At 64.5% G+C, this 22,373-nt stretch carries 31 protein-coding genes and 1 tRNA gene; 3 read left to right on the top strand and 29 right to left on the bottom strand.

Annotated elements, in window-relative coordinates:
• From CKO11_RS16510 to CKO11_RS16385, 26 genes are all read right to left on the bottom strand, one after another.
• The coding region (locus CKO11_RS16510) for a hypothetical protein (RefSeq protein ID WP_223641258.1) at window positions 1-223 on the bottom strand (223 nt) is incomplete at its 3' end.
• A 3-nt stretch (window positions 224-226) separates the two neighbouring features.
• On the bottom strand, window positions 227-673 hold the full coding sequence (locus CKO11_RS16505; RefSeq protein WP_223641256.1) for a peptidase: 447 nt from the start codon (window positions 671-673) through the stop codon (window positions 227-229).
• Window positions 670-1,560, bottom strand: coding sequence for a DUF2163 domain-containing protein (locus CKO11_RS16500; RefSeq protein ID WP_223641254.1), 891 nt, complete (start codon window positions 1,558-1,560; stop codon window positions 670-672). The genes CKO11_RS16505 and CKO11_RS16500 overlap by 4 nt, the downstream gene beginning before the upstream one ends.
• On the bottom strand, window positions 1,560-2,192 hold the full coding sequence (locus CKO11_RS16495; RefSeq protein ID WP_223641252.1) for a DUF2460 domain-containing protein: 633 nt from the start codon (window positions 2,190-2,192) through the stop codon (window positions 1,560-1,562). Before CKO11_RS16495 ends, CKO11_RS16500 begins: the two co-directional genes overlap by 1 nt.
• A 9-nt stretch (window positions 2,193-2,201) precedes the next feature.
• Complete coding sequence (locus CKO11_RS16490; protein WP_223641250.1) at window positions 2,202-2,855, bottom strand: phage tail tape measure protein; 654 nt, start codon at window positions 2,853-2,855, stop codon at window positions 2,202-2,204.
• On the bottom strand, window positions 2,848-3,057 hold the full coding sequence (locus CKO11_RS16485; RefSeq protein ID WP_223641248.1) for a rcc01693 family protein: 210 nt from the start codon (window positions 3,055-3,057) through the stop codon (window positions 2,848-2,850). Before CKO11_RS16485 ends, CKO11_RS16490 begins: the two co-directional genes overlap by 8 nt.
• The gene (locus CKO11_RS16480) at window positions 3,041-3,382 is read right to left on the bottom strand and encodes a gene transfer agent family protein (protein WP_223641246.1); all 342 of its coding nucleotides are present in this window, start codon (window positions 3,380-3,382) and stop codon (window positions 3,041-3,043) included. The genes CKO11_RS16485 and CKO11_RS16480 overlap by 17 nt, the downstream gene beginning before the upstream one ends.
• A 2-nt stretch (window positions 3,383-3,384) precedes the next feature.
• A complete protein-coding gene (locus tag CKO11_RS16475; RefSeq protein WP_223641244.1) occupies window positions 3,385-3,798 on the bottom strand; it encodes a phage major tail protein, TP901-1 family in 414 nt (137 codons plus the stop codon).
• 55 nt (window positions 3,799-3,853) lie between these two features.
• Window positions 3,854-4,261, bottom strand: coding sequence for a DUF3168 domain-containing protein (locus CKO11_RS16470; protein WP_223641241.1), 408 nt, complete (start codon window positions 4,259-4,261; stop codon window positions 3,854-3,856).
• Window positions 4,258-4,596: a head-tail adaptor protein gene (locus CKO11_RS16465; RefSeq protein WP_223641239.1), complete on the bottom strand. Its 339-nt coding sequence runs from the start codon at window positions 4,594-4,596 to the stop codon at window positions 4,258-4,260. The genes CKO11_RS16470 and CKO11_RS16465 overlap by 4 nt, the downstream gene beginning before the upstream one ends.
• The gene (locus tag CKO11_RS16460) at window positions 4,593-5,189 is read right to left on the bottom strand and encodes a hypothetical protein (protein ID WP_223641235.1); all 597 of its coding nucleotides are present in this window, start codon (window positions 5,187-5,189) and stop codon (window positions 4,593-4,595) included. The genes CKO11_RS16465 and CKO11_RS16460 overlap by 4 nt, the downstream gene beginning before the upstream one ends.
• 71 nt (window positions 5,190-5,260) lie before the next feature.
• Window positions 5,261-6,451, bottom strand: a complete 1,191-nt coding sequence (locus tag CKO11_RS16455; protein ID WP_223641232.1) for a phage major capsid protein — start codon at window positions 6,449-6,451, stop codon at window positions 5,261-5,263.
• Between the two features lie 26 nt (window positions 6,452-6,477).
• Window positions 6,478-7,023, bottom strand: coding sequence for an HK97 family phage prohead protease (locus tag CKO11_RS16450; protein ID WP_223641230.1), 546 nt, complete (start codon window positions 7,021-7,023; stop codon window positions 6,478-6,480).
• Between the two features lie 10 nt (window positions 7,024-7,033).
• Window positions 7,034-7,225 carry a hypothetical protein gene (locus tag CKO11_RS16445; RefSeq protein WP_223641228.1) on the bottom strand — a complete coding sequence of 64 codons (192 nt, stop codon included), beginning with the start codon at window positions 7,223-7,225 and terminating at the stop codon, window positions 7,034-7,036.
• Window positions 7,226-7,270: 45 nt separating this feature from the next.
• Complete coding sequence (locus CKO11_RS16440) at window positions 7,271-8,449, bottom strand: phage portal protein (protein WP_223641226.1); 1,179 nt, start codon at window positions 8,447-8,449, stop codon at window positions 7,271-7,273.
• An 85-nt stretch (window positions 8,450-8,534) separates the two neighbouring features.
• Window positions 8,535-9,836: a DNA-packaging protein gene (locus CKO11_RS16435; RefSeq protein WP_223641224.1), complete on the bottom strand. Its 1,302-nt coding sequence runs from the start codon at window positions 9,834-9,836 to the stop codon at window positions 8,535-8,537.
• Window positions 9,829-10,170, bottom strand: coding sequence for a hypothetical protein (locus CKO11_RS16430; protein ID WP_223641222.1), 342 nt, complete (start codon window positions 10,168-10,170; stop codon window positions 9,829-9,831). The genes CKO11_RS16435 and CKO11_RS16430 overlap by 8 nt, the downstream gene beginning before the upstream one ends.
• Before the next feature lie 231 nt (window positions 10,171-10,401).
• Window positions 10,402-11,553, bottom strand: a complete 1,152-nt coding sequence (gene mltG, locus CKO11_RS16425) for an endolytic transglycosylase MltG (protein ID WP_223641220.1) — start codon at window positions 11,551-11,553, stop codon at window positions 10,402-10,404.
• Window positions 11,553-12,815, bottom strand: coding sequence for a beta-ketoacyl-ACP synthase II (gene fabF / locus CKO11_RS16420; protein ID WP_223641218.1), 1,263 nt, complete (start codon window positions 12,813-12,815; stop codon window positions 11,553-11,555). The genes mltG and fabF overlap by 1 nt, the downstream gene beginning before the upstream one ends.
• 106 nt (window positions 12,816-12,921) lie before the next feature.
• Window positions 12,922-13,467: an RNA 2',3'-cyclic phosphodiesterase gene (gene thpR, locus CKO11_RS16415; protein WP_223641215.1), complete on the bottom strand. Its 546-nt coding sequence runs from the start codon at window positions 13,465-13,467 to the stop codon at window positions 12,922-12,924.
• A 59-nt stretch (window positions 13,468-13,526) separates the two neighbouring features.
• Window positions 13,527-14,066 carry a DNA starvation/stationary phase protection protein Dps gene (gene dps, locus CKO11_RS16410; RefSeq protein WP_223641212.1) on the bottom strand — a complete coding sequence of 180 codons (540 nt, stop codon included), beginning with the start codon at window positions 14,064-14,066 and terminating at the stop codon, window positions 13,527-13,529.
• A 103-nt stretch (window positions 14,067-14,169) separates the two neighbouring features.
• Window positions 14,170-14,403 carry an acyl carrier protein gene (locus CKO11_RS16405; protein WP_013067402.1) on the bottom strand — a complete coding sequence of 78 codons (234 nt, stop codon included), beginning with the start codon at window positions 14,401-14,403 and terminating at the stop codon, window positions 14,170-14,172.
• Between the two features lie 191 nt (window positions 14,404-14,594).
• Window positions 14,595-15,332 (bottom strand): 3-oxoacyl-[acyl-carrier-protein] reductase, encoded by a 738-nt coding sequence (gene fabG, locus CKO11_RS16400; protein WP_223641210.1) that lies wholly within the window; start codon window positions 15,330-15,332, stop codon window positions 14,595-14,597.
• Between the two features lie 71 nt (window positions 15,333-15,403).
• Complete coding sequence (gene fabD, locus CKO11_RS16395; RefSeq protein WP_223641207.1) at window positions 15,404-16,333, bottom strand: ACP S-malonyltransferase; 930 nt, start codon at window positions 16,331-16,333, stop codon at window positions 15,404-15,406.
• A 133-nt stretch (window positions 16,334-16,466) separates the two neighbouring features.
• Window positions 16,467-17,876: a type I glutamate--ammonia ligase gene (glnA, locus tag CKO11_RS16390; protein ID WP_223641204.1), complete on the bottom strand. Its 1,410-nt coding sequence runs from the start codon at window positions 17,874-17,876 to the stop codon at window positions 16,467-16,469.
• A gap of 60 nt (window positions 17,877-17,936) precedes the next feature.
• Window positions 17,937-18,275 carry a P-II family nitrogen regulator gene (locus CKO11_RS16385; protein WP_223641202.1) on the bottom strand — a complete coding sequence of 113 codons (339 nt, stop codon included), beginning with the start codon at window positions 18,273-18,275 and terminating at the stop codon, window positions 17,937-17,939.
• 199 nt (window positions 18,276-18,474) lie between these two features.
• On the opposite strand from CKO11_RS16385, the gene CKO11_RS17590 reads away from it, so the two are divergent.
• Together CKO11_RS17590 and CKO11_RS17585 are read left to right on the top strand one after the other, a co-directional pair.
• Window positions 18,475-19,101, top strand: a complete 627-nt coding sequence (locus tag CKO11_RS17590; RefSeq protein WP_317851821.1) for an NAD(P)H-hydrate epimerase — start codon at window positions 18,475-18,477, stop codon at window positions 19,099-19,101.
• 93 nt (window positions 19,102-19,194) lie between these two features.
• Entirely contained in the window at window positions 19,195-20,049 is an 855-nt protein-coding gene (locus CKO11_RS17585; RefSeq protein ID WP_317851820.1) for an NAD(P)H-hydrate dehydratase, read from the top strand.
• Between the two features lie 61 nt (window positions 20,050-20,110).
• On the opposite strand, the gene CKO11_RS16375 is transcribed toward CKO11_RS17585, so the two are convergent.
• Window positions 20,111-20,644: a Hint domain-containing protein gene (locus CKO11_RS16375; RefSeq protein ID WP_223641199.1), complete on the bottom strand. Its 534-nt coding sequence runs from the start codon at window positions 20,642-20,644 to the stop codon at window positions 20,111-20,113.
• A gap of 152 nt (window positions 20,645-20,796) precedes the next feature.
• Window positions 20,797-21,084, bottom strand: coding sequence for a hypothetical protein (locus tag CKO11_RS16370; protein WP_223641196.1), 288 nt, complete (start codon window positions 21,082-21,084; stop codon window positions 20,797-20,799).
• A 188-nt stretch (window positions 21,085-21,272) separates the two neighbouring features.
• On the opposite strand from CKO11_RS16370, the gene CKO11_RS16365 reads away from it, so the two are divergent.
• Window positions 21,273-21,356, top strand: a tRNA-Leu gene (locus CKO11_RS16365).
• 73 nt (window positions 21,357-21,429) lie between these two features.
• On the opposite strand, the gene CKO11_RS16360 is transcribed toward CKO11_RS16365, so the two are convergent.
• Complete coding sequence (locus tag CKO11_RS16360; RefSeq protein ID WP_223641193.1) at window positions 21,430-22,113, bottom strand: tyrosine-type recombinase/integrase; 684 nt, start codon at window positions 22,111-22,113, stop codon at window positions 21,430-21,432.
• Window positions 22,114-22,373: the final 260 nt, after the last annotated feature.

Genomic DNA, 22,373 nt, shown 5'->3' with positions numbered 1-22,373 from the left:
GCCGGCCCACCGGCTCCCCTTCCGCCGCGCTGGAAAGCCGCAGCCGCGCCACCCGGCCCGTTTCCACCGCCTGCCCGCCCACGCCCAAAAGCCGCTGATCGATCACCCGGCCCAAGGTTGCGCCCACCGCGCGCCCGATCACCGCGCCCGACAGCCCCAGCACCGTGCCGCCAAAGCCCGCGCCGAGCGCCGCCCCCGCCGCGCCCAATACCAATGTCGCCATCGCTTAGCCCCTTTCCGGAAAGGCGAACCGCGCCACGATCCGCCGCGCCCATGGCGCCGACAGCGGGCTTTCCACCACGCCATGCCCGCTATAGGCATGAATGAACCGCGCCTGCGCGCCGCCGCCCGAAACAACACCAAGATGTTTCGCCACCGATCCTGCCCGCATCCGAAACAAGATCACCTGCCCGGGCACGACCTGCGCCGCGCCAGTTTGTTCGATCAAATGCCGCCGCGCCGCCGCCCACAACGCCTCTTGCCCCGCTGGCTCGGCCCAATCGGCGCTATAGGCGGGCACGGCTTCCGGCTCGGCCCCGTAAAGCGCACGCCAAATGCCCCGCAACAGCCCCAGACAATCCGCCCCCGCGCCGCGCTGGCTTGCCTGATGCACATAGGGCGTGCCGATCCAGCGCCGCGCCTCGACCAGCGCCTGTGCGCCCAGATCGCTCATGCAAACAGGCTCCCACCGTCATTCGCGCCCGAGGCAACCGGGTAAGAAATCAGCCAATCTTCCCCCGGAATGTGCGGAAAGCCACGAAAATTCAGAAAGTTGTCGAACTTGAGCCGGCAGGTCTCGGCGCGCTTGTCGCAGCCCGGATGGATCCGCAGCCCATCGCCCGGCGTGATCTCGGCGCCAAAGCTTTGCCAAGGCGTGATGTGGCGCGCGCCATCGGGTTGCAACCGGTCCAGCTTGACCGCGCCCACCAACCCCGCCGCCGCGCCCGATTGCACGACGATCCGGCCCTTTTCGAACCAGCGGTCTTCGAACCCCGCCCCTTCGGCAATGCGCAATACGCCCTCGGGCAAGACCTCGGCCACCGGCGCGCTTAGGCTGTAGCCATTCGTGTCCAGATCAAAGCCGCAATGCGCATCGCCCAAAACGGCCGCGCAGCGCGGGTGATAGATGCGCCCCTGTTCGGTCCCCAAAGCCTCGGTCAGGCCGCGCAGTTCCGCCGTGAACGCCCCGGCGCCACGCACCACCTCGCCGATCTGGCCGCGAAACACCACCGCGCGCTGCGCCACATCGGCCCAGTTCACCAGCCAGGCCACAACCTCGGCCCCGTCATAGCGCCCGGCCAACAGATCGGCTTCGCTGATCGCCTCCGACCGCAGCGCGCCCATGGCCTCAGTATTGTCGATCGCAAGCCCCGTGGCCTGTAATACCGCCTGCGCGGTCATCCCGCTGTCGGGGGCAAAATCGATCCCGTCAAAGCGCAAGGCCCGGTCGTGATCGGTGAACCCCAACACCCCCCCATCGCGCCGCGTCACCGCCCAAGCCCGCGCCACCGTGGTATCGCCGCGCTGCAGATGCGCCTGAAAATCTTCTGAAAACGCCATCAGACCCGTAACTCCACCACCGGCACTTGCGGCAAATCCCCCGCTTGGAACGATTGCACCGAAACCGCGATCCGGTCGGTGTCAAACCGCACCGGCACATCGAACTCGAACCCGGCGGTGACCCGTGCCCCCGCCCCCGGCGGGGTGTGAAAGACCACGCCCCCGGTTTCGGTATCCACGTTGAAATGCACCTGCTCGGCCCGATGATCGCCCTGAATGCCCGCAACCACCGTGCCAGCCACCGGCTTGGTGATCGGGCGGAAATACTCCACCCCGCCCGAACCATAGCGCTTTTGCAGCTGAAACCGCGCCGTCACCCCATCGCCCAGGCCCAAAAGCTGATCTTCATAGCCGGGCTGGGCCGAGGCGGGGCAGCTTTTGTAATCGGCCCAATCCTTCCAGCGAAAACCATGCAACTGCCCCGCCCGCGCCTCAAAAAACGCAATCAGCCGTTCCACATCATCCAAAGACCGCAGCCCTACCCCCGCATCATAGCGCCGCCGCGCATGCGCCCAGGGGCTGTTGCGTTCCTCAAACCCGCTGGCCAGCGTGACAATCTCGGTGCGCCGCTCCGGCCCGCCGACCGAGCCAAAGCTCAGATTGGCGGGAAATCTTACCTCGTGAAAGGCCATGGCTTCCCCTTACGCATTGCGTTGGCCGCGCGCCAAGGCGCGGTTGATCTGTTGCGCGATCTGACCCGAAGATCGCGCAAACCCCGCCGCATCGGGCGTGGTCACATTCATCACCACCGTCACCGCGCGCCCCGACGCCCCCGCCTGCACGCCCAGCCGCCCATCGGCGCCCCGCGCCAGCGGCAAGATCGCCTCTGGCCCCGCTTCGCCCATCAGCCCCAGGCCGCGCCGCATCGGAAAAGCAGTGGGTGCGCTCACCACCCCGCCGCGCGCGAAAGGCAAGACCTGCCCCGCGCTGAACGCACCGCCCTGTTCAAAGGGAAAGACGCGGCCCAAAAGCCCCGTCATCCCATTGGCCAGCGCGCCGCCCAACGCCTCTTGCACCGGGCGCATAGCCGCCGCATAGGCCGTGCGCGACAGGCTTTCGGCCACCTGCCCCAACGCGTCGGACAGGTTCAGCCCGTCAAACACCACCCCGTCAAAGGCGCGTTTGAGGCTGCGCCCAAGGCTTGACGACAGCGTGCCCACCTCACGCCCGGTATAGGTCAGGCTCTCGCGCATCCGCGCCAATTCCGCAGAAAAAGCCGCCGCCATCCCTTCGGCCCCGGCCAGATTGCGCGCCAGATCCTCGGCCTGATCGCTCAAGCTGTCGAATTCATCCATCTCTCTCTCCTTGCACGGGCATATCGGGCCAGCGCGCCGCCAAAGCCGCCAGCCCGGCCCGATCCAACGCCGCTGCCCGCCCCGCAGCCCCCAGCATCAGCGCCAGTTCTGCCGGGCTCAGCGCCCAAAACTCCGCCGGGCGCAGCCGCAACCCCTGCAAACCGGCCCGCATCAGCCCCGGCCAATCAAGCCGCTCCGCCATCGCCCCCCGCCCCCGGCGGCGGCGCAAAGGCCCGCGCCAGCAGTTCCGCCGCCAGCCGTGCCGCCGCCACCGGTCCGCCGCCAATATCCACCGCGCGCAAGTCTTCGGCTCGGCCCTGCCAGCCGCCGCCGCGCAACCCCGCCACGATCAAGGCCAGCACATCGCGGCTGCAAAAAGCCCCCCGCTCGAACCGCGCGACCAAATCCAGCAGGCTTTCGGCCCCTAGCTCGGCCTCCAACTCCGCCAGCGCCCCCAATGTCAACTTGGCCACGCGCGGCTTGCCACCCAGCATGACCTCCACCTCTCCGGCCCAAGGGTTCGCCATGCTCAAAGCGCCGTAAACGCCAGCGCACCGGCCGAGGCCATCGCCAGCTCATAGGTGGCCTCGCCATCATGATTGCCCGCATATTCGATCGCGGTGATAACAAAGGGCCCCTCCACCACGCCGAAGTCGGGGATAATCACCTGAAAATTGGGCTTTTCTCCGTCAAAAAAGATCTGGCGCGCGCGTTCATCGGTGCCCGCATCCTTGAACACCCCCGCCCCCGACAAGCTGGCCGAGCGCACCCCCGCGCCGCCCAGCAATTCGCGCCAGCCCCCCTGACTTTCCAGCGAAGTCACATCAACCGTTTCCGCGTTGAAGCTGATGCGCGTCGCGCGCAACCCCGCGATGGTCTGAAATTGTCCCGCCCCGGTCAGGTCAAGCTTGATCAAAAGATCCTTGCCGTTCTGCGCCGCCATACCTTGCCTCCGAAAGTTAAAAATCCTGCTTTGCCAGACCCTTAAACGGCAAAGCTTAGCCCTCGACCCGGGCGCGGAAGATCAAATCGATGCGCCGCATCTCGGCCTTGTCGACCCGCCGCGCCCGCGCGCGCAGAAACCAAAGCCCGACCAGATGCCCCTGTGCCAAAACCAGCGGCGCCCCCAACAGGGCGTCAGAGACCGCCGCCGCAACGGCCTTGGCCGCGGCAAACCCCGCCGCATCACTCACCACCGAGACGGTAAGATCATGCCAAGCCCCCGCGCCCGTCGCGTCCGAGGCATCGCGCACGCTTTCCGGCCCAAGGCTGACATAGGGGCCCACCACCGGGCCGGGCGGCAGCGCATCATGGATCGCGCCCCCCACCAGCGCCGCCAAGGCCGCATCCCCCGCCAGCCGGTCATAAACCGCCGCCTGCACCGCGCCCGAATTCGCATAGCTCATGCCGCCACCTCCTCACGGGTGAAGCAGGTCAGATAAAGCCCCGCAGGGTCGTCATCGGCCACGGCCAGAATGCGAAACACCCGCGCACCGTCACGAAAGCGCTGCTCGGGCCGCGGGCGGCGCGGGCTGCCCACCGGTGCCGCCCGCACCACGATCCGATAGGGCACCGAAGCCAGCGTGACGAATGCGCCTTCGCGCGCGCGCCCGCTGCCCGCTTTCACCGCCGCCCAGACCTCGCCCAAAGCCTGCCACTCAAGCGTCGCGCCCCCGGCCCCGTCGGGTCGCCGCTGCGCCGCTTCCAAAACCAGCTTGCGGTTCAGATGCGGCACGCTCATGCGCCGCCCCCCAAGACCCGCACCGTGCGCCAGCGTTCGATCAAGGCGCTGACACCAAAGGGCATCGCCGCGCCCTCCCCTGCGCCATCATGGCGAAACTCGAAATATTGCGCGGCCAGCAAGAACACCGCCTGCGCCAGATCGACCGGCACATCGGCCCAAGCCGGGCCAAAACCGGCGGTGAACTCCACCCTCACATGCCCGCCCGCCGGAATGCGCGGCAACAGCGCCCCGGTCGCCACCAGACGCGGGCGCGCCAGATCGGCCACCAGCCGCCACGCCGCCGGGTCCGCCAGCACCGCGCCCCCCGCCGGATCAACCAGCCGCAGCGCCGCCACCGCCGCGACCGGCGCAATCGGCAAGGTCTGCAAATCCCCCCAGCGCCAAGCCTCCAGCCGCAAGCTGAAGGGCCGCGCCAAAAGTGCCTTGGCCGTGCGCCCCTCAATCGCCGCCAGCGCCGCACGCAAATAGCCCAACAGCGCCGCATCTTCCGCCCCCAGATCGGCGAAGCCCGTGCCCAGCCGCAAATGATCGCGAAATTCGGCCAGCGGCAGCACCGCATCGGGCACCGCCGTCACTTCGGTCAACATCATGAAACCCCTCCTGAAATCCCCCGCAAGCCGGGGCGAGGCCGGGCGGTGCCCGGCCCCGCGTCGCGCGGCCCTTAGGCGGTGGCGAATTTCAACAGCTTGATCGCGGCGAAATCGCTCACATCGCCGCCCACCCGCTTGGAGGCGTAAAAAAGCACATGCGGCTTGGCCGAGAACGGATCGCGCAGCACCCGCAGATCGGGCCGCTCGGCAATCGTGTAGCCCTTGGCAAAATCGCCAAACGCCACCGCATAGGTGCCCGAGGCGATATCGGGCATATCCTCGGCAATCAGCACTGGGTAGCCCATCAGCCGCGCGGGCTCCCCCGCCGCCAACCCGTCGGACCACAAAAACCGCCCGTCGGCATCCTTCATCTTGCGCACTGCGCCCGCGGTTTTCGAATTCATCACGAAACTCGCATTGGCGCGGTATTCGGCCCCAAGCGCATAGACCAGATCGACAATCGCATCGGCCGCATTCACCGCCGCAAAATCGCCATCCGCCCCAGTCGCCATATAGCCAAGGCTGCCCCAAGCCCACAGGCCATTGGCCACGGTCGGATGGGTCAAAAAGCCGGTCGGCTTGTCCACCCCATCGCCCGAAATGAAAGCCGCCGCCTCGGCGCGGGCGAATTTATCCGCGATCCGATGCGCCAGCCAAGTTTCGATATCAAAGGCGCTGTCATCCAGCAGCCGCTGGCTTGCCTTGGGCAGCGCCGAAAGCTCATGCAGCGGAATGGTGATCCGGTCGATCTGCGGCGTCGCGGTTTCGGTCAGGCTTGCCGTTTCCGTGGCCCAGCCGGTGCCCATCTCCGTGTGATCGACCAGCACATCAAAAGAGCTGGCCTCGACATTGACGACGCTGGCAATCTGCCGGATCGAGGCGGTCGCCCGCAACACCCCGTGAATGGTCTCAGAGGTTTGCGGATCGACCAGATAGCCGCCCTCCGCCGCCACAGCGGTATTCAGCGCCTTGCCCTCCAGCGCCAGCCCGCGCAGCCCCTCATCCTCGCCCGCGCGCAGATAGGCGCCAAAGGCCTTGTGATGCGGCGCCTCGTCTTGCGCCGCCGTGGCAAGGGCAGGACGCCCGGTCAATGTTTTGGTTTGCAGCATCGTCACACGCTCTTCCTGTTGTTGCATCCGGGTGCGGAGCTCGTCGTGCAGGCCCTTGACCTCCTGCACGAAACCCGCCAGCGCGGACCGCACATCCCGCGCCGTATCGGGGCCCCCGGGCAGTTCTGCCCCGGCCCTTGCCTCCTTGGTCATCCGTCTCTCTCCTTGGGGTTTTGCGCCTATCGCGCCGCCAGTTCCGCCGTGGCCGCACGTAAAGCGGCGGCCAAATCGTGCCACGGGGCGGTCGCCTTCGCCGCCACCCGCGCCGTGCCCAGCATCGGAAAGGTCACCAACGACACTTCCCACAGATCAAGTTCCGCCAAGAGCCGCTGGCCCTGCGCGTTGCGGTCTGCCCGGATCGTGCGATAGCCAATCGACAGCCCGTCAATCGCGCCCGCACTCACCAAGGCCGCCGCCTCGCGCGCCCGCGCCACCCGTGGCAACAACCGCCCCTTGACGCGCAACCCCCGGGCATCCTCGGCAATCTCGTCCCAAACCCCGATCGGCTGCGACGGATCGTGCTGCCACAGCATCTTGACCGAGCCACCGCGTGCCGCGATCCGGGCCAAGCTGTCCGCATAGGCACCAGGCTGCACCACATCGCCGCCCCGATCGGGCTCGCCAAACAGGCTCGCATAGCCCTCGATCCGCAGCCCCTCGGCCAGTTGCACCGGCTTTACCCCCCGACAGAACTTTCGCTCCAGCCCGTAATCATCTGTTTCCATGATGTTTTCCCTAGTTCGGGGCATAATCAAGAATGCCCTGCACCGCCTGCGTCACAACCACCGCCACCACGCCGTAAACGCTTAGCCACAGCCGTTTTTCCAGCCGTTCAATCAGCGCCTCGATCTGTTCCAGCCGCCGCTCCAGATGCGCGAATTGCAACTCCATGATCTTCTCTGTCGCCTCGAACCGCTGCTCATGCACTTCGAATGGCTCCTTGAGATAGCGAGAGCCTCCGGTCCCCAAGGCTCAGCTCTCCGGGGCGACCGGCAAGCCCAAAAGCCGGCGTTTCTCGACATCGCTCAGAAAATCCGCCGCCGCGATCCGCGCCCAAAGCTGATCGCGTTCCAGCGCCAGCGCGGGCACCTGATCCAGATCGGGCCGCAAATCGACCGCCGCCCCCAGATGGCCCGACAGCCACCACGCCAGCGCCGCCGCCACACGGGTCAGCAAGGGCAAGACCGTCAGCCGGTAAAAGGCGCGGTTGGCCTCGGCATAATTGGCATAGGTGGCATCGCCCGGAATGCCCAGCAGCATCGGCGGCACGCCAAAGGCCACGGCAATCTCGCGCGCCGCGGCGGCCTTGGTCGCGTGAAATTCCATATCCGAGGGGCTAAACCCCATCGGCTTCCAATCAAGCCCGCCTTCCAAAAGCATCGGGCGGCCCGCATTGCGCGCGCCTTGATGATGGGTCTCCATCTCATAGACCAAGCGCTCATATTGATCGGGGCTTAGCGTGCCCTGACCATCCGCGCCGCTATAGACAATCGCCCCCGAAGGCCGCGCGGCATTGTCCAACAGCGCCTTCGACCAGCCACTGGCTGCGTTATGCACCTCTACCGCGACAGCCGCCGCCTGCATCGGGCTAAGCCCATAATGATCGTCGGCGGGGTGAAAGCTGCGAATATGGCAGATCGGATCGGGATGGCCGGTCATGTCAAAGCGATGCTTGCGCCCGCCCACCGCATAGTCATAGGCCACGGGCCAGCCATCCGCCCCCGGCACCACCTGCATCCGGTCGGCGCGCAACACATGCAATTCGCGCGGCAGGCCGGTCTCTGCCGCCACCGCCTCGACATAGCCATTGCCGCTGAGCAAAATCTGCCCCAACAGCGCCTCGATCAGTTCCGCCCGGCCCTGTCCGGGGTTGGGCCGCGCCAACAAATCCAACAGCGGATGGCTGTCATAGCGGCGCGTCGCATCGGCACAAATCAGCGGCACCGCCGCACCGGCTTCGGCAATCAGCTTGACCGCGCGAAAGCCCACCGGGTTGGCGGTGAACCCCGCCCGCGTCAGGCTGGCACTGTCGCGCGGCCCCCAGACGGGGCGCCCCGCGCCCGCCGCCATCGCCACGATCCGCCCCGTGACCGAGGCTTTGCGCTCCGCCGGGGCGGTGACACCTGTGTTGCGAAAAAGCTTGAAACCCATGATCTGTTCCCGTTTCGGCCCGCATAAAAAAGGCCGGGCAAATCCCGGCCTTCGGCAGTTCGTGCAGTCTTGTGCGTTGGCGCGGTTACAGCCCGCGCACCTGCGGGCGACGCCATTTTGCGGCGGGGGCAATCATCACCTCGGTCATCGCCCAGACCAGCGCATCCACCCGGTCGGGCGACCCCGGCCCGGTGTAGCCCTGCACCGTCATCCGGCACATCTGATCCTCAAGCGTGCCCAGCCCGCCCGCGCGGCAATGCTTCACCCGGCCTTGTTCATAAAGCGCCGCCACCGGCTCGGCCCGCGCGGCCTTGCCCCGCGCCGCACGCAACGCCTTGAACGGCACCAGCGGGTCGATCTGGCGCAAAACGCTTTCGATCAGATCGCCGCCTTGGTTGACCTCGGCCACCAGCTTTTCCGCCCCCCAGCGCTCCATCGCGGCCATCGCAGCGCGCGCCCAATCGGTGGGGCGGCCGCGCAAGCTGGCATCTTCCAGCACATAGGCACGCCAGTCACTAACCGGCCCGCGCGTCACCGCGCCCACGACCATGATCCCGCATTCATCCGCCCCCGCGCCGCCTGTCACCGCCGGGTCAAGCGCCACCACGATCCGATCCATCTCGGGCGCCCGGTCGATGCGCGCACTTTCGAGCATCGCCGTCGTCCACAGCGCCCCTTCGACATCGTCCAGCAACACGCCCTCAAGCTCTTGCCGCCCCAGTCGCGTGCCCGCATAACGCGCCTGCACCTCATCCAGAAAACTTTGCGCCAGATAGGCCCGGTTCGCCTCGGTCGGTGCATGGGTCACCACGGTCGAGGGATTGTTGAGGATCGTCTTCAAAACCCCCAGATTGCGCGGCGTGGTGGTGATGACCTGCTGCGGATGCGCCCCCAACCGCAAGGCAAATTGCAGCATGTCCCAGGCCTCTTCAGCCTTTTTCCATTTGCCCAATTCATCGGCCCAAGCGGCATCGAATTGCGGCCCCCGCAACCCCTCGGGCTCTTGCGCCGAAAACGCCTGCGCGGTCGCGCCATTGTCCCACACCAAGCGCCGCCGGGTCGCCTCCCAATGCGGGCGCCGATCGGGCGGCGTGCAGGCCAAAATCCCGCTGTCGCCAAAAATCATCACATCGCGCACCTGATCGAAGGTCTCCCCCACCAAGGCCACGCGCCGCGCTGCGCCCGGGTCACCCGGCCCCGCGCCCTCCACCTGTGCGCGCACCCATTCCGCCCCGGCCCGCGTCTTGCCCGCACCACGCCCGCCCAAGATCACCCAGCTTTTCCAGCCCCCCAAAGGCGGCAATTGATGCGGTAGCGCCCAAAATTCAAACAGCCACGGCAGCGCCAAAAGCGCATTTTCCCCCAGCCCGCCCAGAAACTCATCCACCTCCTGCGGCGTCGCGCAAGCAAGCCAGACGGCGCCCGATCTCAGTGCGGGCCGCGTCGAGGTCAAGCGCGCTTGCGGGCACGTCTGCGGCCACTTGTCTGCGAAGTTTTTCAACACGCACCCTTTCTTCCATCACCATTTGAAACGCCGTGCGCAAATCCTTGGCCGCCTGTGCGGCGGTCTTGGCCTCTTGCGTCTTGCCCTCTTGCGTCTTGACGCGGCGCAGGCGCTGCATGGCCGCCGCCAGTTCGGCCGCGACCGCGCGATACAACTCCTCCGTTTCCGCCAGCAAATCCGCTGGCGGATCGGTCCCACCCGTGAACCCCGTTGTCATCTATGTGCTAACCTGCCTCTCATGCCGGCCTGCCTGCGGCTCAGACCGCTGCGCCAAATGAAAAAGCGCCGACGGGTAACCCGCGGCGCTTGCCCACTTTTCCTAGCATGCCAAATTTCTACCTTAAGGCGTGCGCAAAGTCAAGCCCTAAACCCTGGGATGCAGCGCACGGCGCGTTAAGAAAACCCCGGCAAGCGCCGGGGTTTTCCTTCATTTTCAGGATATTACAGATCACTCTTGCTGCGCTTCGATCGCACGCCAGCGCGCCACATTGGCATTGTGTTCGGCCAGCGTTTCGGCAAAGGCATGCCCGCCCGTGCCATCGGCGACAAAGTAAAGATAGGGCGTTTCGGCCGGGTGCAGCGCGGCCTCGATCGCCGCCGTGCCGGGGTTGCAAATCGGCGTCGGCGGCAGCCCATCGATCACATAGGTGTTGTAAGGCGTTTCGCGGCGCAGCTCGCTTTGGCGCAGACCGCGGCCCAAGGCACCCTGCCCCTTGGTCACGCCATAAATCACCGTCGGGTCGGTTTGCAGCTTCATGCCGCGTTCCAGCCGGTTGACGAAAACACTCGCCACCTGCGCCCGTTCCGAGGCGACCCCGGTTTCCTTTTCCACGATCGAAGCCATCACCAACGCCTCTTCGGGCGTTTCATAGGGCAGACCTTCGGCGCGGTTTTCCCAGGCCAAAGCCAAAGCCATCGCTTGGCGCGATGCCATCTGATCCAGCAAATCGGCGCGTTTCGTGCCGCGCTTGACCTCATAGCTATCGGGCGACAGGCTGCCCTCAGCCGGGATGTCGCCCACCTCGCCCGACAGGAAATCGGCCGATTTCAGCGCCTCGACCACCTGCCAGCTTGTCACCCCCTCGGCCAAGGTCACCCGCAGCCGCACATCGGCCTTGCCCGCCGCATCGGCAAAGCCCTCGGGCACATCTTCGGCCTTGGGGTCGAATTTCGCAGTCTCGTTATATTTGCCGGTCGCGGGGTCCAGCGCCCGCAAGATCATCTGCTGGCCATTCACCCCGATGCGGTAGTTCAGTTCCGTGCCGCAGGTCGAGGGCCCGCCCTCGGTGATCTGCGTGACAATCTCGGCCATCGGCGTGTAGGGCTCAATCAGGTAAGACCCGATCTTCAGCTTGCCCGCCTTTTCTTCGTAATCTGCCCCCGCACGGAACAGATAGGCCGAGGAAATCGCCCCCTTCGCATAAAGCTCTTCGGAAATGTCGCGGAATCGCGCCCCCGATTCAACCTGCAGGCAGATCCCCTCTGCCAACGGCCCCGGCTCGGTATACTGGTTCTTTGCCCAAGTCGCGAGCCCGCCCGCCACCACCAAAAGCACGATGGCGAGCGTCAGGAAATTCGACACGACATTGCGCCAAAGCATCAGTCACGCACCTTGCCAACGATCACGCTGGCATTGGTGCCGCCAAAGCCAAAGCTGTTGGACATCGCCACATCGATCTTGCGCTTGCGGGCCTCTTTCGGGGCAAGGTCAATCACCGGATTGCCCGCCGGGTTATCGAGGTTGAGCGTCGGCGGCGCGACCTGATCGCGGATCGCCAGAATGCAGAAGATCGCCTCAATCGCGCCCGCGGCCCCCAAAAGGTGGCCGGTGGCCGATTTGGTCGACGACATGGTGGCGTTCGCCGCGGCATCGCCCAACAACCGTTCGACCGCGCCCAGTTCGATCGTATCGGCCATGGTCGAAGTGCCATGGGCGTTGATGTAATCCACATCGGCGGGCGAAAGCCCCGCGTTTTTCAGCGCCGCCGTCATCGCACGGAAGCCACCATCGCCATCTTCGGACGGCGCGGTGATGTGATAGGCATCGCCCGACAGGCCATAGCCCAGCACTTCGGCATAAATCTTCGCGCCGCGCGCTTTGGCGTGTTCGTATTCTTCCAGCACCACACAGCCCGCGCCTTCGCCCATCACAAAGCCATCGCGGTCTTCATCCCACGGGCGGCTGGCCGCTTGCGGTTCATCCGCGCGTTTCGTGGACAGCGCCTTGCAGGCGTTGAACCCGGCAATGCCAATCTCGGAAATCGGGTTTTCGGCCCCGCCCGCCACCATCACATCGGCATCGCCCAGCATGATCAGCCGCGCCGCATCGCCAATCGCATGTGCGCCTGTGGCGCAAGCGGTCACCACCGCGTGGTTCGGCCCCTTAAAGCCAAAGCGGATCGACACCTGCCCCGAAACAAGGTTGATCAGCGCGGCGGGAATAAAGAACGGGCTCACCCGGCGCGGGCCCTTTTCTTTGATCAGCACCGCGTTTTCCGCGATCGTTTGCAGCCCGCCAATGCCCGAGCCAATCATCACGCCGGTGCGTTCACGGCTTTCGTCATCTTCGGGCATCCAGCCCGAATCCCGCACCGCTTGATCCGCCGCAGCCATCCCGTAAAGGATGAATTCATCGACCTTGCGCGCCTCTTTCGGCTCCATCCAGTCGTTGGGGTTAAAGGTGCCATCCGTGCCATCGCCCCGCGGCACTTCGCAGGCATATTTCGTCGCCACCGCGCTCGCGTCAAAGCGGGTAATCAGCCCCGCCCCCGATTGTCCGGCCAACAAACGCGACCAGGTTTCCTCGACCCCGCAAGCCAGCGGCGTGACCATCCCAAGACCCGTAACGACAACCCGACGCATCTGCGCCCCCTTTGCAAAATTTCGTTAGCGCCTTCTACACGCGCGGGAAATCCCGCGCAACGTCAAGCGCCGCCGCAGGCGGGCATTCGCTTCCGCGCGTGCGGGGTCAAATCTCGGGATAGTCCGCCAGCACCTCATAGCTGGCCCCATCGCGCCCCAGATGCGAATGGATCAGCGAAAAGCCCGCCACCCGCCATTCTGGCAAGACCACATCGCCGCGCGCTTGCAACAGCGCGCCCAGCTTCGCCGCCGCGCCGGGGCCAAAGCCTTTGCCAAACCGCGCAATCGTCACATGCGGGCGAAAGCGGCGCCGCTCCAGCGCCACGCCCGCGCGCCGCACCGCCTGCGCCACCTTCGCTTGCAGCGCCTCCAGCGCCGGGTTGGGGCGCGCGTTCAAAACCAAGGTCTCGACCCGGTCCGCCCCGCCCAAAGGATCAAGCCCCGCCAATGCCACCGTGAACGGCGCGACGGTCAGCGCAGAAAGCTCTTCATGCACCAAATCCAGTTCGGGCAGGTCCAGATCCCCCAGAAAAGCCAGCGTCAAATGCAGGTTCTCTTCGTCGACCGCGCGCCCGCAGCCCAATTCTGCCTGCAACCGCGCCACCGGCGCCCAAAGCGCTTCGGCCAGCATCACGCCCACAAAAATCCGCATCTTTCCCCCAAACGCAAACGGCGCCCCGAAGGGCGCCGCGCTCACATCCGTTCCCCCGATCAGTCGAGGTGAGAGTGCAGGAACCAAAGGTCCTTGTCCATCTGCCGCGAGGCGGCGGTCAGCACATCGGCGCTATCGGCATCGCCCGCGTTTTCCGTCTCGTCGATGCCCTTGCGCAGTTTGGCGCCCAGCTTGCGCATGCGCGCGCAAAGCTCGCCCAGATGCGCCTCGGTGCCGGTCAGCCCAATCGGATAGGGTTCCAGTTCGGTGAATTTCTGCACCGCTTCCAGCGTGCCGACGGCGGTGCCATCCAAAATTTGCACCCGCTCGGCGATCGTGTCGATCTGTTCTTGCACCCGGCCATGCACATTGTCGATCAACTCATGCACGGCGATGAAATTCGCCCCTTTCACATTCCAATGCGCCTGTTTCAACGCCAGCCCCAACGCGATCTCATCGACCAGACAGGCGTTGAGCACCTCGACCGAAACCTTGCGCGCATTCCCGGTCAGGCCCTGCACATCCACCGCAGGGGCAATCTCCCCGGCGAAATCGGTTTGTTTGCTAATGTCTTCAAGGCCCTGAATATCGACGGTCATCGTCATCTCCTTCGCAGTTTCAAGTCGTGGCCCGCAGGCCGCTTGTGCAAAGGAAAACGGCGCCCGAGGGGGCGCCGTTCCATAAATTCTGATTTTTTTCCGCTTAGGCGGCTTCGGTGATGAATTTCACCGCATCGCCGAAGGTCTGGATGGTCTCGGCGGCGTCGTCCGGGATCTCGATGCCGAACTCTTCTTCAAAAGCCATCACCAGTTCCACGGTGTCGAGGCTGTCGGCGCCCAGATCATCGATGAACGACGCGGTCTCGGTGACCTTGTCTTCTTCGACGCCCAGATGTTCCACGACGATCTTTTTCACGCGATCCGCGATGTCGCTCATGTTTTTTCCTCAGTTCGGGGGCGCAATGGCCCATCCCTTCAGTGCTCGTGCGAGCGGCTTCTTCGCCCCGTCACGCAGGGCCGCCGCGAGCCGGGGTGTTCCCCGTCCCGTCATCGCCGCCTATAACTACAGTCGCCTCACAAGGCAAGCCGTTAAAATCCCGCAGTTGCCCCGACGGCAGGGGCAATGCGTCACACCATGGCCATGCCGCCGTTCACGCTCAGCGTGGTGCCGGTCATATAGCCCGCTTCGGCGCTGGACAGATACAGCACCGCCGCCGCGATCTCCTCGGGCGCGCCCATCCGGCCCGCCGGGATCTGCGCCAAGATCTTGCCCTTTTGCTCGTCATTCAGCTTGTCGGTCATCGCGGTGGCGATGAAGCCCGGCGCGACGCAGTTCACGGTAATGCCACGGCTCGCCACTTCGTAGGCCAGCGATTTCGACATGCCCACCAGCCCGGCTTTGGCGGCAGCATAGTTGCCCTGCCCCGGGTTGCCGGTTTGGCCCACAACCGAGGTAATGTTGACGATCCGGCCCCAGCGCGCCTTCATCATGCCGCGCAGCACGCCACGCATCAGCCGGAAGGACGAGGTCAGGTTCACATCCATCACCGCCTGCCATTCGTCATCCGACATGCGCATGAACAGGTTGTCACGGGTGATGCCCGCATTGTTGACCAAAATATCCACCGCGCCCATCGCGGCGGCGGCGTCTTTGGGCAGCGCCTCCACCGAATCCGGGTCCGACAGGTTCGCGGGGCAGACAAAGGCCCCCTCGCCCAGTTCGGCAGCCAAGGCCTCAAGCGGTTCGACCCGCGTGCCCGACAGCGCCACTTTGGCACCCGCAGCATGAAGCACCTTGGCAATCTCGCCGCCAATGCCGCCCGAAGCGCCGGTCACCAGCGCGCATTTCCCAGTCAGATCAAACATCTGCAAGCCTTTCCTTCCCCAAGTGTCTCTCGGTTCAAATCCCTTTGGCTCCGGGGCCTCCCCCGGCCCTGTTAGCCCTTGAGCTTCACGATATCCTCGGGCGTGCCCAGATTTTTCAGCACGGTTTCCTTGGCGATGCGCTTGATCATGCCCGACAGCGCCTTGCCCGCGCCAACTTCCCACGCCTCGGTCACGCCTTGCGCCACCATCCATTCCACCGATTCCCGCCAGCGCACAGAACCGGTGACCTGTTCCACCAGCAGATCGCGGATCAGATCGGGGCTGCTGACCGCCTCGGCGCGCACATTGGCCACCACCGGCACCACGGGCGCCGAAATCGCCACCCCCGCCAGCGCCTCGGCCATCCGGTCGGCGGCGGGCTGCATCAGCGCACAGTGGAAGGGGGCGGACACCGGCAGCATCACTGCGCGTTTTGCACCCTTGCCCTTGGCGATCTCCACCGCGCGTTCCACGGCGGCCTTGTGGCCCGACACGACTACCTGCCCCGGATCATTGTCATTCGCGGCTTGGCAAATCTCGCCTTGCGCAGCTTCTTGCGCGACTTCGGTCGCGGTGGCGAAATCCAGCCCCAAAAGCGCGGCCATCGCGCCCACGCCCACCGGCACCGCCGATTGCATCGCTTCGCCGCGGATGCGCAGCAGCTTCGCGGTATCGGACAGGCTCAGCGCCCCCGCCGCACAAAGCGCGGAATATTCGCCAAGCGAATGGCCCGCCACAAAGGCCGCATCGGTGATCGCAAAGCCTTCGGCTTCCAGCGCTTTCACAGCGGCCAAAGAGGTCGCCATCAACGCGGGCTGGGCATTGGCGGTCAGCGTCAGATCGGCAATATCGCCGTCCCAAATAAGCGCGCTCAGCTTTTCGCCCAAGGCCGCATCGACCTCGTCAAAGACCGCCTTTGCCGCCGGATAGGCTTCGGCCAAGGCCTTGCCCATTCCGATCGTTTGCGCCCCCTGACCGGGGAACACCCATGCCACGCTCATGCCCGCCTCCTTGGTAAACCTGCGCTTTCCTAGCGTGACGCAGCGTCCGGTTCAACTGCCGGGCTCAGCGGCATATGGCGCAACGCAAAAGGGCGCCCCAAAGGGCGCCCTTCCGTAACCGTTCCGGCAAAACTTAGCAGGAATAGTAGAGTTGGTATTCGACCGGGTGCGGGGTGTGCTCGTAGGCGTACACTTCTTCCCATTTGAGCGCCATGTAGCCCTCAAGCTGGTCTTTGGTGAACACGTCGCCAGCCAGCAGGAAGTCGTGATCGGCTTCCAGCGCTTCCAGCGCTTCACGCAAGCTGCCGCAGACCGTCGGGATCGCAGCCAGTTCTTCGGGCGGCAGGTCGTAAAGGTCTTTGTCCGAAGCGGCGCCCGGATCGATTTTGTTCTTGATGCCGTCGAGGCCAGCCATCAGCAGCGCCGAGAACGCGAGATAGGGGTTCGCCGACGGATCGGGGAAGCGGGCTTCCACACGTTTCGCTTTCGGCGATTCGGTCCACGGAATACGCACGCAGCCCGAGCGGTTGCGGGCCGAATAGGCGCGCAGCACCGGGGCTTCGAAGCCAGGGATCAGACGCTTGTAGGAGTTGGTCGACGGGTTGGTCAGCGCGTTGAGCGCTTTCGCATGCTTCAAGATACCGCCGATGAACCACAGCGCTTCTTGGCTCAGATCGGCGTATTTGTCGCCCGCGAACAGCGGCTTGCCGTCTTTCCAGATCGACATGTTGACGTGCATGCCCGAGCCGTTGTCGCCTTTGATCGGCTTCGGCATGAAGGTCACCGATTTGCCATAGGCATGGGCGACGTTCTGGATAACATACTTGTATTTCAGGATGTTATCGCCTTGCGCGGTCAGCGACGAGAAGATCAGGCCCAGCTCGTGTTGGCAGGTCGCCACTTCGTGGTGGTGCTTGTCAACGGTCATGCCCATGCGCTTCATGGTCGAGAGCATTTCCGAACGCAGGTCTTGGGCTTCGTCGATCGGGTTGACCGGGAAGTAGCCACCTTTGTGGCCCGCGCGGTGGCCGAGGTTGCCCATTTCGATTTCCGCATCGGTGTTCCAAGCGGCGGCTTCCGCGTCGACCGCATAGGACACTTTTTGCGGCGTGACCGAGTAGCGCACGTCGTCAAAGATGAAGAATTCGGCTTCCGGGCCGAAATAGGCCACATCACCGATGCCCGAGGATTTCAGATAGGCTTCGGCTTTCACGGCAGTGCCGCGCGGGTCGCGCGAATAGGCTTCGCCGGTGTCGGGCTCGACCACGTTGCAGTGCACGCACATCGTCTTTTCGGCGTAGAACGGGTCGATGTAGACCGAGGTCGCATCCGGAACCAGTTTCATGTCGGACTGGTCGATCGACTTCCAGCCAGCAATCGACGAACCGTCGAACATGAAGCCTTCGTCAAAGAAGTCTTCATCGACCAGATCGGCCACCAGCGTCACGTGCTGGAGTTTGCCGCGCGGGTCGGTGAAGCGGACGTCGACATATTCGACTTCCTCCGACTTCATCAGTTCGAGAGCCTTTTGGACTGCGCTCATAGTGACTACCCTTTCGTTGAGCATGGGTTTCCGGACCGAGGTCCGAATTCTTAAAAAGCGTTACACCGCGTCTTCGCCGGTCTCGCCGGTGCGGATGCGGATGGCTTGTTCCACGGGGGAAACGAAAATCTTGCCGTCACCGATCTTTTCGGTGCGCGCGGCCCCGACGATCGCTTCCACGGCGGTGTCGACCATTTCATCGGGCAACACCATTTCGATTTTCACCTTGGGCAGGAAATCGACAACATATTCGGCGCCACGGTACAGCTCGGTATGACCTTTTTGCCGCCCGAACCCTTTAACTTCGATCACGCTGAGCCCCTGAATGCCCGCTTCTTGAAGTGCTTCTTTCACTTCGTCGAGCTTGAAAGGCTTGATGATCGCCTCAACCTTTTTCATGCGCCGACTCCCCCTTTCGATCTTGCCGCACCTCTCTGACCACTTTCCACGCCGCCCCGCAATCGGGTAGCTTTCGCCTTGAGCACCGCGCCGGGGGATTCCCCAGATCGCGGTCAGAGTTTCAGCGTTTAGCGCATTTTTCGGGCAGTTTGTAAACGGGATGAATGAGAAACAGACGGAAATCGTTACAAGCGCCCAAATGCGCGCCATCGAAGCGGCGGCCATCGCCTCGGGGGCGGTGACCGGATTGGAGCTGATGGAACGCGCCGGAACCGGCGTCTGCGCAGCGATTTATGCGATGTGGCCCGCCTTGGAACGGCAGCGCTATGCGCCCACGCCAACGGCCCCGTTTCATGCGGTGATCTTGTGCGGGCCGGGCAATAATGGCGGCGATGGCTTCGTGCTGGCGCGGCTGTTGCGTCAGCGCGGCTGGCGGGTGACGGTGCATCTTTATGGCGAGCCTGGCAAACTGCCGCCTGATGCGCGCACCAATCACGACCGCTGGCGCCGGATCGGCCCGGTGCAGAGCCTACCGGCCCAGCCAGATTTCGGCACCCCGACGCTGGTGATCGATGCGCTGTTCGGCATCGGGCTGACGCGCCCCTTAACCGGGTTCGAGGCGATCTTTGCCGCCATTTTGCGCTGCGGCGCGCCGGTGGTGGCGGTCGATCTGCCCTCGGGCCGCGATGCCGAGGCGCGCGCCGAAACGCAAGACTGGCCCGCCGCGCCCTGCACGCTGGCGGTGACCTTTCACGCAGAAAAACCGATCCATGCGGTGTTGCGCGCGCAGGGCATTGCTGTGGTGGTGGCGCCGCTTGGCCTGTGATCTGGTGCCAATCGCTTCTATCTTCACGCTTTTCTCATTTGCGCGGCACTATAAGCTGGCGCGAAACTTTTCTTTTTCTTGGCGGAGTCGCCCATGATCCAGCAGATCACCCTGACTGAAACGCGGCGCGCGGCGCTGGCCAAAGGGGTGGCCGGGCACAAATACAGCCACGGCCATGCGCTGGTGTTGGCGGGCGGGGCTGGGCGCGGCGGCGCGGCGCGGCTGGCCGCCAGATCGGCGTTGCGCGTGGGCGCGGGGCTGGTGACCTTGGCCTGCCCGCAGGTCAGCATGGCGGAAAATGCCGCGCATCTGACGGCGGTGATGCTGACCCCCCTGCCCGATGCCTATACCTTGCGTGGGATGTTTGCCGATACCCGGCTGAATGCCCTGTGCCTTGGACCGGGATTGGGGCTGCCGCGCGCGCTGGAAATGGTGCCCGCCGCGCTTTGGGGGCGGCGCGCGACGGTGCTGGATGCCGATGCGCTTTCGGCCTTTGAGCGCGACCCCGCGCCCTTGTTCAATGCGCTACACGACCAGACCGTTCTGACACCGCATCCGGGCGAGTTTCGCCGCCTGTTTCCCGATCTTGCCGCGGCTTGGACGGCGGACGACCTGACGCAACTGGACGCCACGCGCCACGCCGCCAAGCGGGCGGGCTGCACGGTATTGCTCAAAGGGACCGAAACCACCATTGCCGATCCCGCGGGCGCGGCGGCGGTGCATGATGCCAGCGGGGAACTTGCGGCGCCGTGGCTGGCAACGGCTGGTGCGGGCGATGTGCTGGCGGGGATCATCGCCGGGCTGATGGCGCGCGGCTTTGCCCCGTTTGAGGCCGCCTGCACCGGCACATGGCTGCATGCGGCAGCGGCGCGCCAGTTCGGCCCCGGTCTGATTGCCGAGGACCTGCCCGAAGCCTTGCCCGGCGTGTTTCGCGAGATCGGACTTTAGGCGGCGGCCAGGGCCGTCGCGCCGGGCAGGTGCTCCGGGCCGCGCGCGCCTTAGGCCCCGCTTAGGCCCCGGTCTGCACCTTCAACGGGGTGCACCCAATCTCGACGCCATCGGCATAAACCACCTCTGCCGTATCGAAATGCAGCGCAAAAAGGCGCGTCTTTCGCCCGGTTTCACGGGTGATGAATTGCCCATCCAGCAACCGCACCACCGGCACCAAGGCCTGCGGCGCCCCAAACAGCGCCTGCGCCCGCCAATCGCGCAACAGCACCCGCGTGCCCGCACCCAAAACCAGCGCCGCGCCCGGCCGATTATGGCCCAAAGCCCCCGGCGCGATCCGCACCAGATTGGAAATCAGGGGCAAGCTGGTGATCGCCCGCAGCACCCGCGCCCCAGACCGGGTGATGACCCGATCCCCAAGCGAAAGATATTCGACGGGCAACAGCCCCTCTTGCGTCGCGACGCGCGCGCCAAGGGCAAATCCGGTGCGGCCAAGCCCCGGCGCGGGGGCAATTTGGCTGTCCAGCCGGTATTGGATTGGGCCTGCGGTCGGCGCCGAAGCCCCGATCCCCTGCCCCGTGGCCTGCCTGTCCATGGGGGTATCCTGCTCTTTTCTTGTGGCCTTTGCGGCTCTGTCTGCAAGATTAGGCAATCCCCCGAACTGGGGCGAGCGAAAAGGTTAATCCGAAAAGAGGGGCCCCCTTTTGGCAAGAGGCTGTTGCCAATGTGCCGCGCCCCGGGCGTGGATCAGACCCCGCAACGCTCTTGGTAAAGTTGCCCAAAACCCTGCACAGGCGCGCGGCCCTGCCCGGGCTCCGGCAGTGTTTGGCCCGCGAAACTGCGCGCCCATTCGCCCTCGATCTGTGCATGCACCTGCAAATCGAGACAGGTCAGATCATCGGCCAGCATCTGCCGCCCATCCAGCGTGGTCACCGCCAACGCGCCGGCTGCGTCGCCCTGAAACGGCACCGCGGGTGCGGCGCTCAAGACACCGAACAGGAAAATCGCTGCGACAGCGGAAAACTTGGGGGTCAACGTCCCATCCTCGATCATCTGCACAGACCCGAGCGCACCACAAGATTGTGGTTAACTCAGGGCAAGATCGTGAACATCGCGCGCCCGAACGCCCGATTGGCCACGGATCAGAAATACCGAGATAATCTTTCGATTTCGCAAACCGCCCCCTACCCATGGCCGCGCGCGCTTGCTAGAAGCAGGCGCGTGCGGGTGTGGCGGAATTGGTAGACGCACCAGATTTAGGTTCTGGCGCCTTTGGCGTGGGGGTTCGAGTCCCTTCACCCGCACCACTTTGAAATAACAGAGAAAATTCTCAATGCTGCAGCTGCATCAAGCATTGCAAACTTCGAGTTTAGCACTTCGTTAGCGCTTTCCCGTTTCGTTTTCTCTCTGTTCTCGCGCCATTTGTGCCCGTCTGGAGGCAGCCTTCTGATTGGCGTGGGCGGTGTATTTCTGAACCATCGAGAGCGTTTTATGGCCAGTGACAGCCTGGATGTCGCGCATATCAACGCCCGCATCCGCCAACCTTGTGGCAGCGGTGTATCGCCATCCATGCGGGACGAGCCGGTCCTTTCCGGAAAATACACCGATCGCCTCCCGAACATCCTCCACCTTCTTCTGAACCTGACGTTTGCCCATAGGCTGCTTGGCGTTCTTCGCGAGAATATGATCCCCTCTTCGCGGAACCGTTTCCAGAAACTGCTGAAGACGTCTGGGGCAGTAGACCTCGATCTTGGTTGAGGTCTTTTCCTGGACGACCTTCATATATTCGCCGTCGAAATCGTCCCATCGCATCGAGATGCAATCACCCAGCCTCTGCCCAGTACCAATGGCGAGTTCGTAGACGATACGCTCCACGCTCAGCGCGCCGCATGCAGCTTCAAAGGCAAGCAGCTTGTCGTCGGGCCATGGCTCATATTCACCGCCCGAAAGTTTTTCGACGTCTACGATCGGATTGCGGTCAATCCACTCTAGATCCACCGCATGACGCATAAGGATAGACAGCACGGCAACGCGTTCATTGGCCTTCGACCAAGTTTCCTGCAAAGCATCACGCGCCTCGATGGCATGTTTGCGTCGGAACGAGCGTATGTCTTTAACCCCGTTCTTTTCGCGGATCGCCTCGCAATGCCGCCTATAGTTTGCCGCAGTGCCCTTGCTGAGGCGCTTGTATTTCGAATGACCTGCCCCCCGGAAGTTCCCTCAATCTGATGTAGAGTCTGCCCAACCTGAAGGAGCAGACGAATGCGAAAGAGCCGTTTCACCGAGGCACAGATTATCGGGATGATCAAAGAGCAGGAGGCCGG

It is taken from the genome of Rhodobacter sp. TJ_12, from assembly GCF_020023995.1.
Taxonomy (GTDB): domain Bacteria; phylum Pseudomonadota; class Alphaproteobacteria; order Rhodobacterales; family Rhodobacteraceae; genus Rhodobacter.
This window is presented reverse-complemented; position numbering and strand designations above follow the sequence as displayed.

Bases quoted from the DNA above. Each gene is read 5' to 3' on its own strand.
- CKO11_RS16505 (WP_223641256.1), bottom strand. From the start codon at position 673: ATGAGCGATCTGGGCGCACAGGCGCTGGTCGAGGCGCGGCGCTGGATC.
- CKO11_RS16500 (WP_223641254.1), bottom strand. From the start codon at position 1,560: ATGGCGTTTTCAGAAGATTTTCAGGCGCATCTGCAGCGCGGCGATACC.
- CKO11_RS16495 (WP_223641252.1), bottom strand. From the start codon at position 2,192: ATGGCCTTTCACGAGGTAAGATTTCCCGCCAATCTGAGCTTTGGCTCG.
- CKO11_RS16490 (WP_223641250.1), bottom strand. From the start codon at position 2,855: ATGGATGAATTCGACAGCTTGAGCGATCAGGCCGAGGATCTGGCGCGC.
- CKO11_RS16485 (WP_223641248.1), bottom strand. From the start codon at position 3,057: ATGGCGGAGCGGCTTGATTGGCCGGGGCTGATGCGGGCCGGTTTGCAG.
- CKO11_RS16480 (WP_223641246.1), bottom strand. From the start codon at position 3,382: ATGGCGAACCCTTGGGCCGGAGAGGTGGAGGTCATGCTGGGTGGCAAG.
- CKO11_RS16475 (WP_223641244.1), bottom strand. From the start codon at position 3,798: ATGGCGGCGCAGAACGGCAAGGATCTTTTGATCAAGCTTGACCTGACC.
- CKO11_RS16470 (WP_223641241.1), bottom strand. From the start codon at position 4,261: ATGAGCTATGCGAATTCGGGCGCGGTGCAGGCGGCGGTTTATGACCGG.
- CKO11_RS16465 (WP_223641239.1), bottom strand. From the start codon at position 4,596: ATGAGCGTGCCGCATCTGAACCGCAAGCTGGTTTTGGAAGCGGCGCAG.
- CKO11_RS16460 (WP_223641235.1), bottom strand. From the start codon at position 5,189: ATGATGTTGACCGAAGTGACGGCGGTGCCCGATGCGGTGCTGCCGCTG.
- CKO11_RS16455 (WP_223641232.1), bottom strand. From the start codon at position 6,451: ATGACCAAGGAGGCAAGGGCCGGGGCAGAACTGCCCGGGGGCCCCGAT.
- CKO11_RS16450 (WP_223641230.1), bottom strand. From the start codon at position 7,023: ATGGAAACAGATGATTACGGGCTGGAGCGAAAGTTCTGTCGGGGGGTA.
- CKO11_RS16440 (WP_223641226.1), bottom strand. From the start codon at position 8,449: ATGGGTTTCAAGCTTTTTCGCAACACAGGTGTCACCGCCCCGGCGGAG.
- CKO11_RS16430 (WP_223641222.1), bottom strand. From the start codon at position 10,170: ATGACAACGGGGTTCACGGGTGGGACCGATCCGCCAGCGGATTTGCTG.
- mltG (WP_223641220.1), bottom strand. From the start codon at position 11,553: ATGCTTTGGCGCAATGTCGTGTCGAATTTCCTGACGCTCGCCATCGTG.
- fabF (WP_223641218.1), bottom strand. From the start codon at position 12,815: ATGCGTCGGGTTGTCGTTACGGGTCTTGGGATGGTCACGCCGCTGGCT.
- thpR (WP_223641215.1), bottom strand. From the start codon at position 13,467: ATGCGGATTTTTGTGGGCGTGATGCTGGCCGAAGCGCTTTGGGCGCCG.
- dps (WP_223641212.1), bottom strand. From the start codon at position 14,066: ATGACCGTCGATATTCAGGGCCTTGAAGACATTAGCAAACAAACCGAT.
- CKO11_RS16405 (WP_013067402.1), bottom strand. From the start codon at position 14,403: ATGAGCGACATCGCGGATCGCGTGAAAAAGATCGTCGTGGAACATCTG.
- fabG (WP_223641210.1), bottom strand. From the start codon at position 15,332: ATGTTTGATCTGACTGGGAAATGCGCGCTGGTGACCGGCGCTTCGGGC.
- fabD (WP_223641207.1), bottom strand. From the start codon at position 16,333: ATGAGCGTGGCATGGGTGTTCCCCGGTCAGGGGGCGCAAACGATCGGA.
- glnA (WP_223641204.1), bottom strand. From the start codon at position 17,876: ATGAGCGCAGTCCAAAAGGCTCTCGAACTGATGAAGTCGGAGGAAGTC.
- CKO11_RS16385 (WP_223641202.1), bottom strand. From the start codon at position 18,275: ATGAAAAAGGTTGAGGCGATCATCAAGCCTTTCAAGCTCGACGAAGTG.
- CKO11_RS17590 (WP_317851821.1), top strand. From the start codon at position 18,475: ATGCGCGCCATCGAAGCGGCGGCCATCGCCTCGGGGGCGGTGACCGGA.
- CKO11_RS17585 (WP_317851820.1), top strand. From the start codon at position 19,195: ATGATCCAGCAGATCACCCTGACTGAAACGCGGCGCGCGGCGCTGGCC.
- CKO11_RS16375 (WP_223641199.1), bottom strand. From the start codon at position 20,644: ATGGACAGGCAGGCCACGGGGCAGGGGATCGGGGCTTCGGCGCCGACC.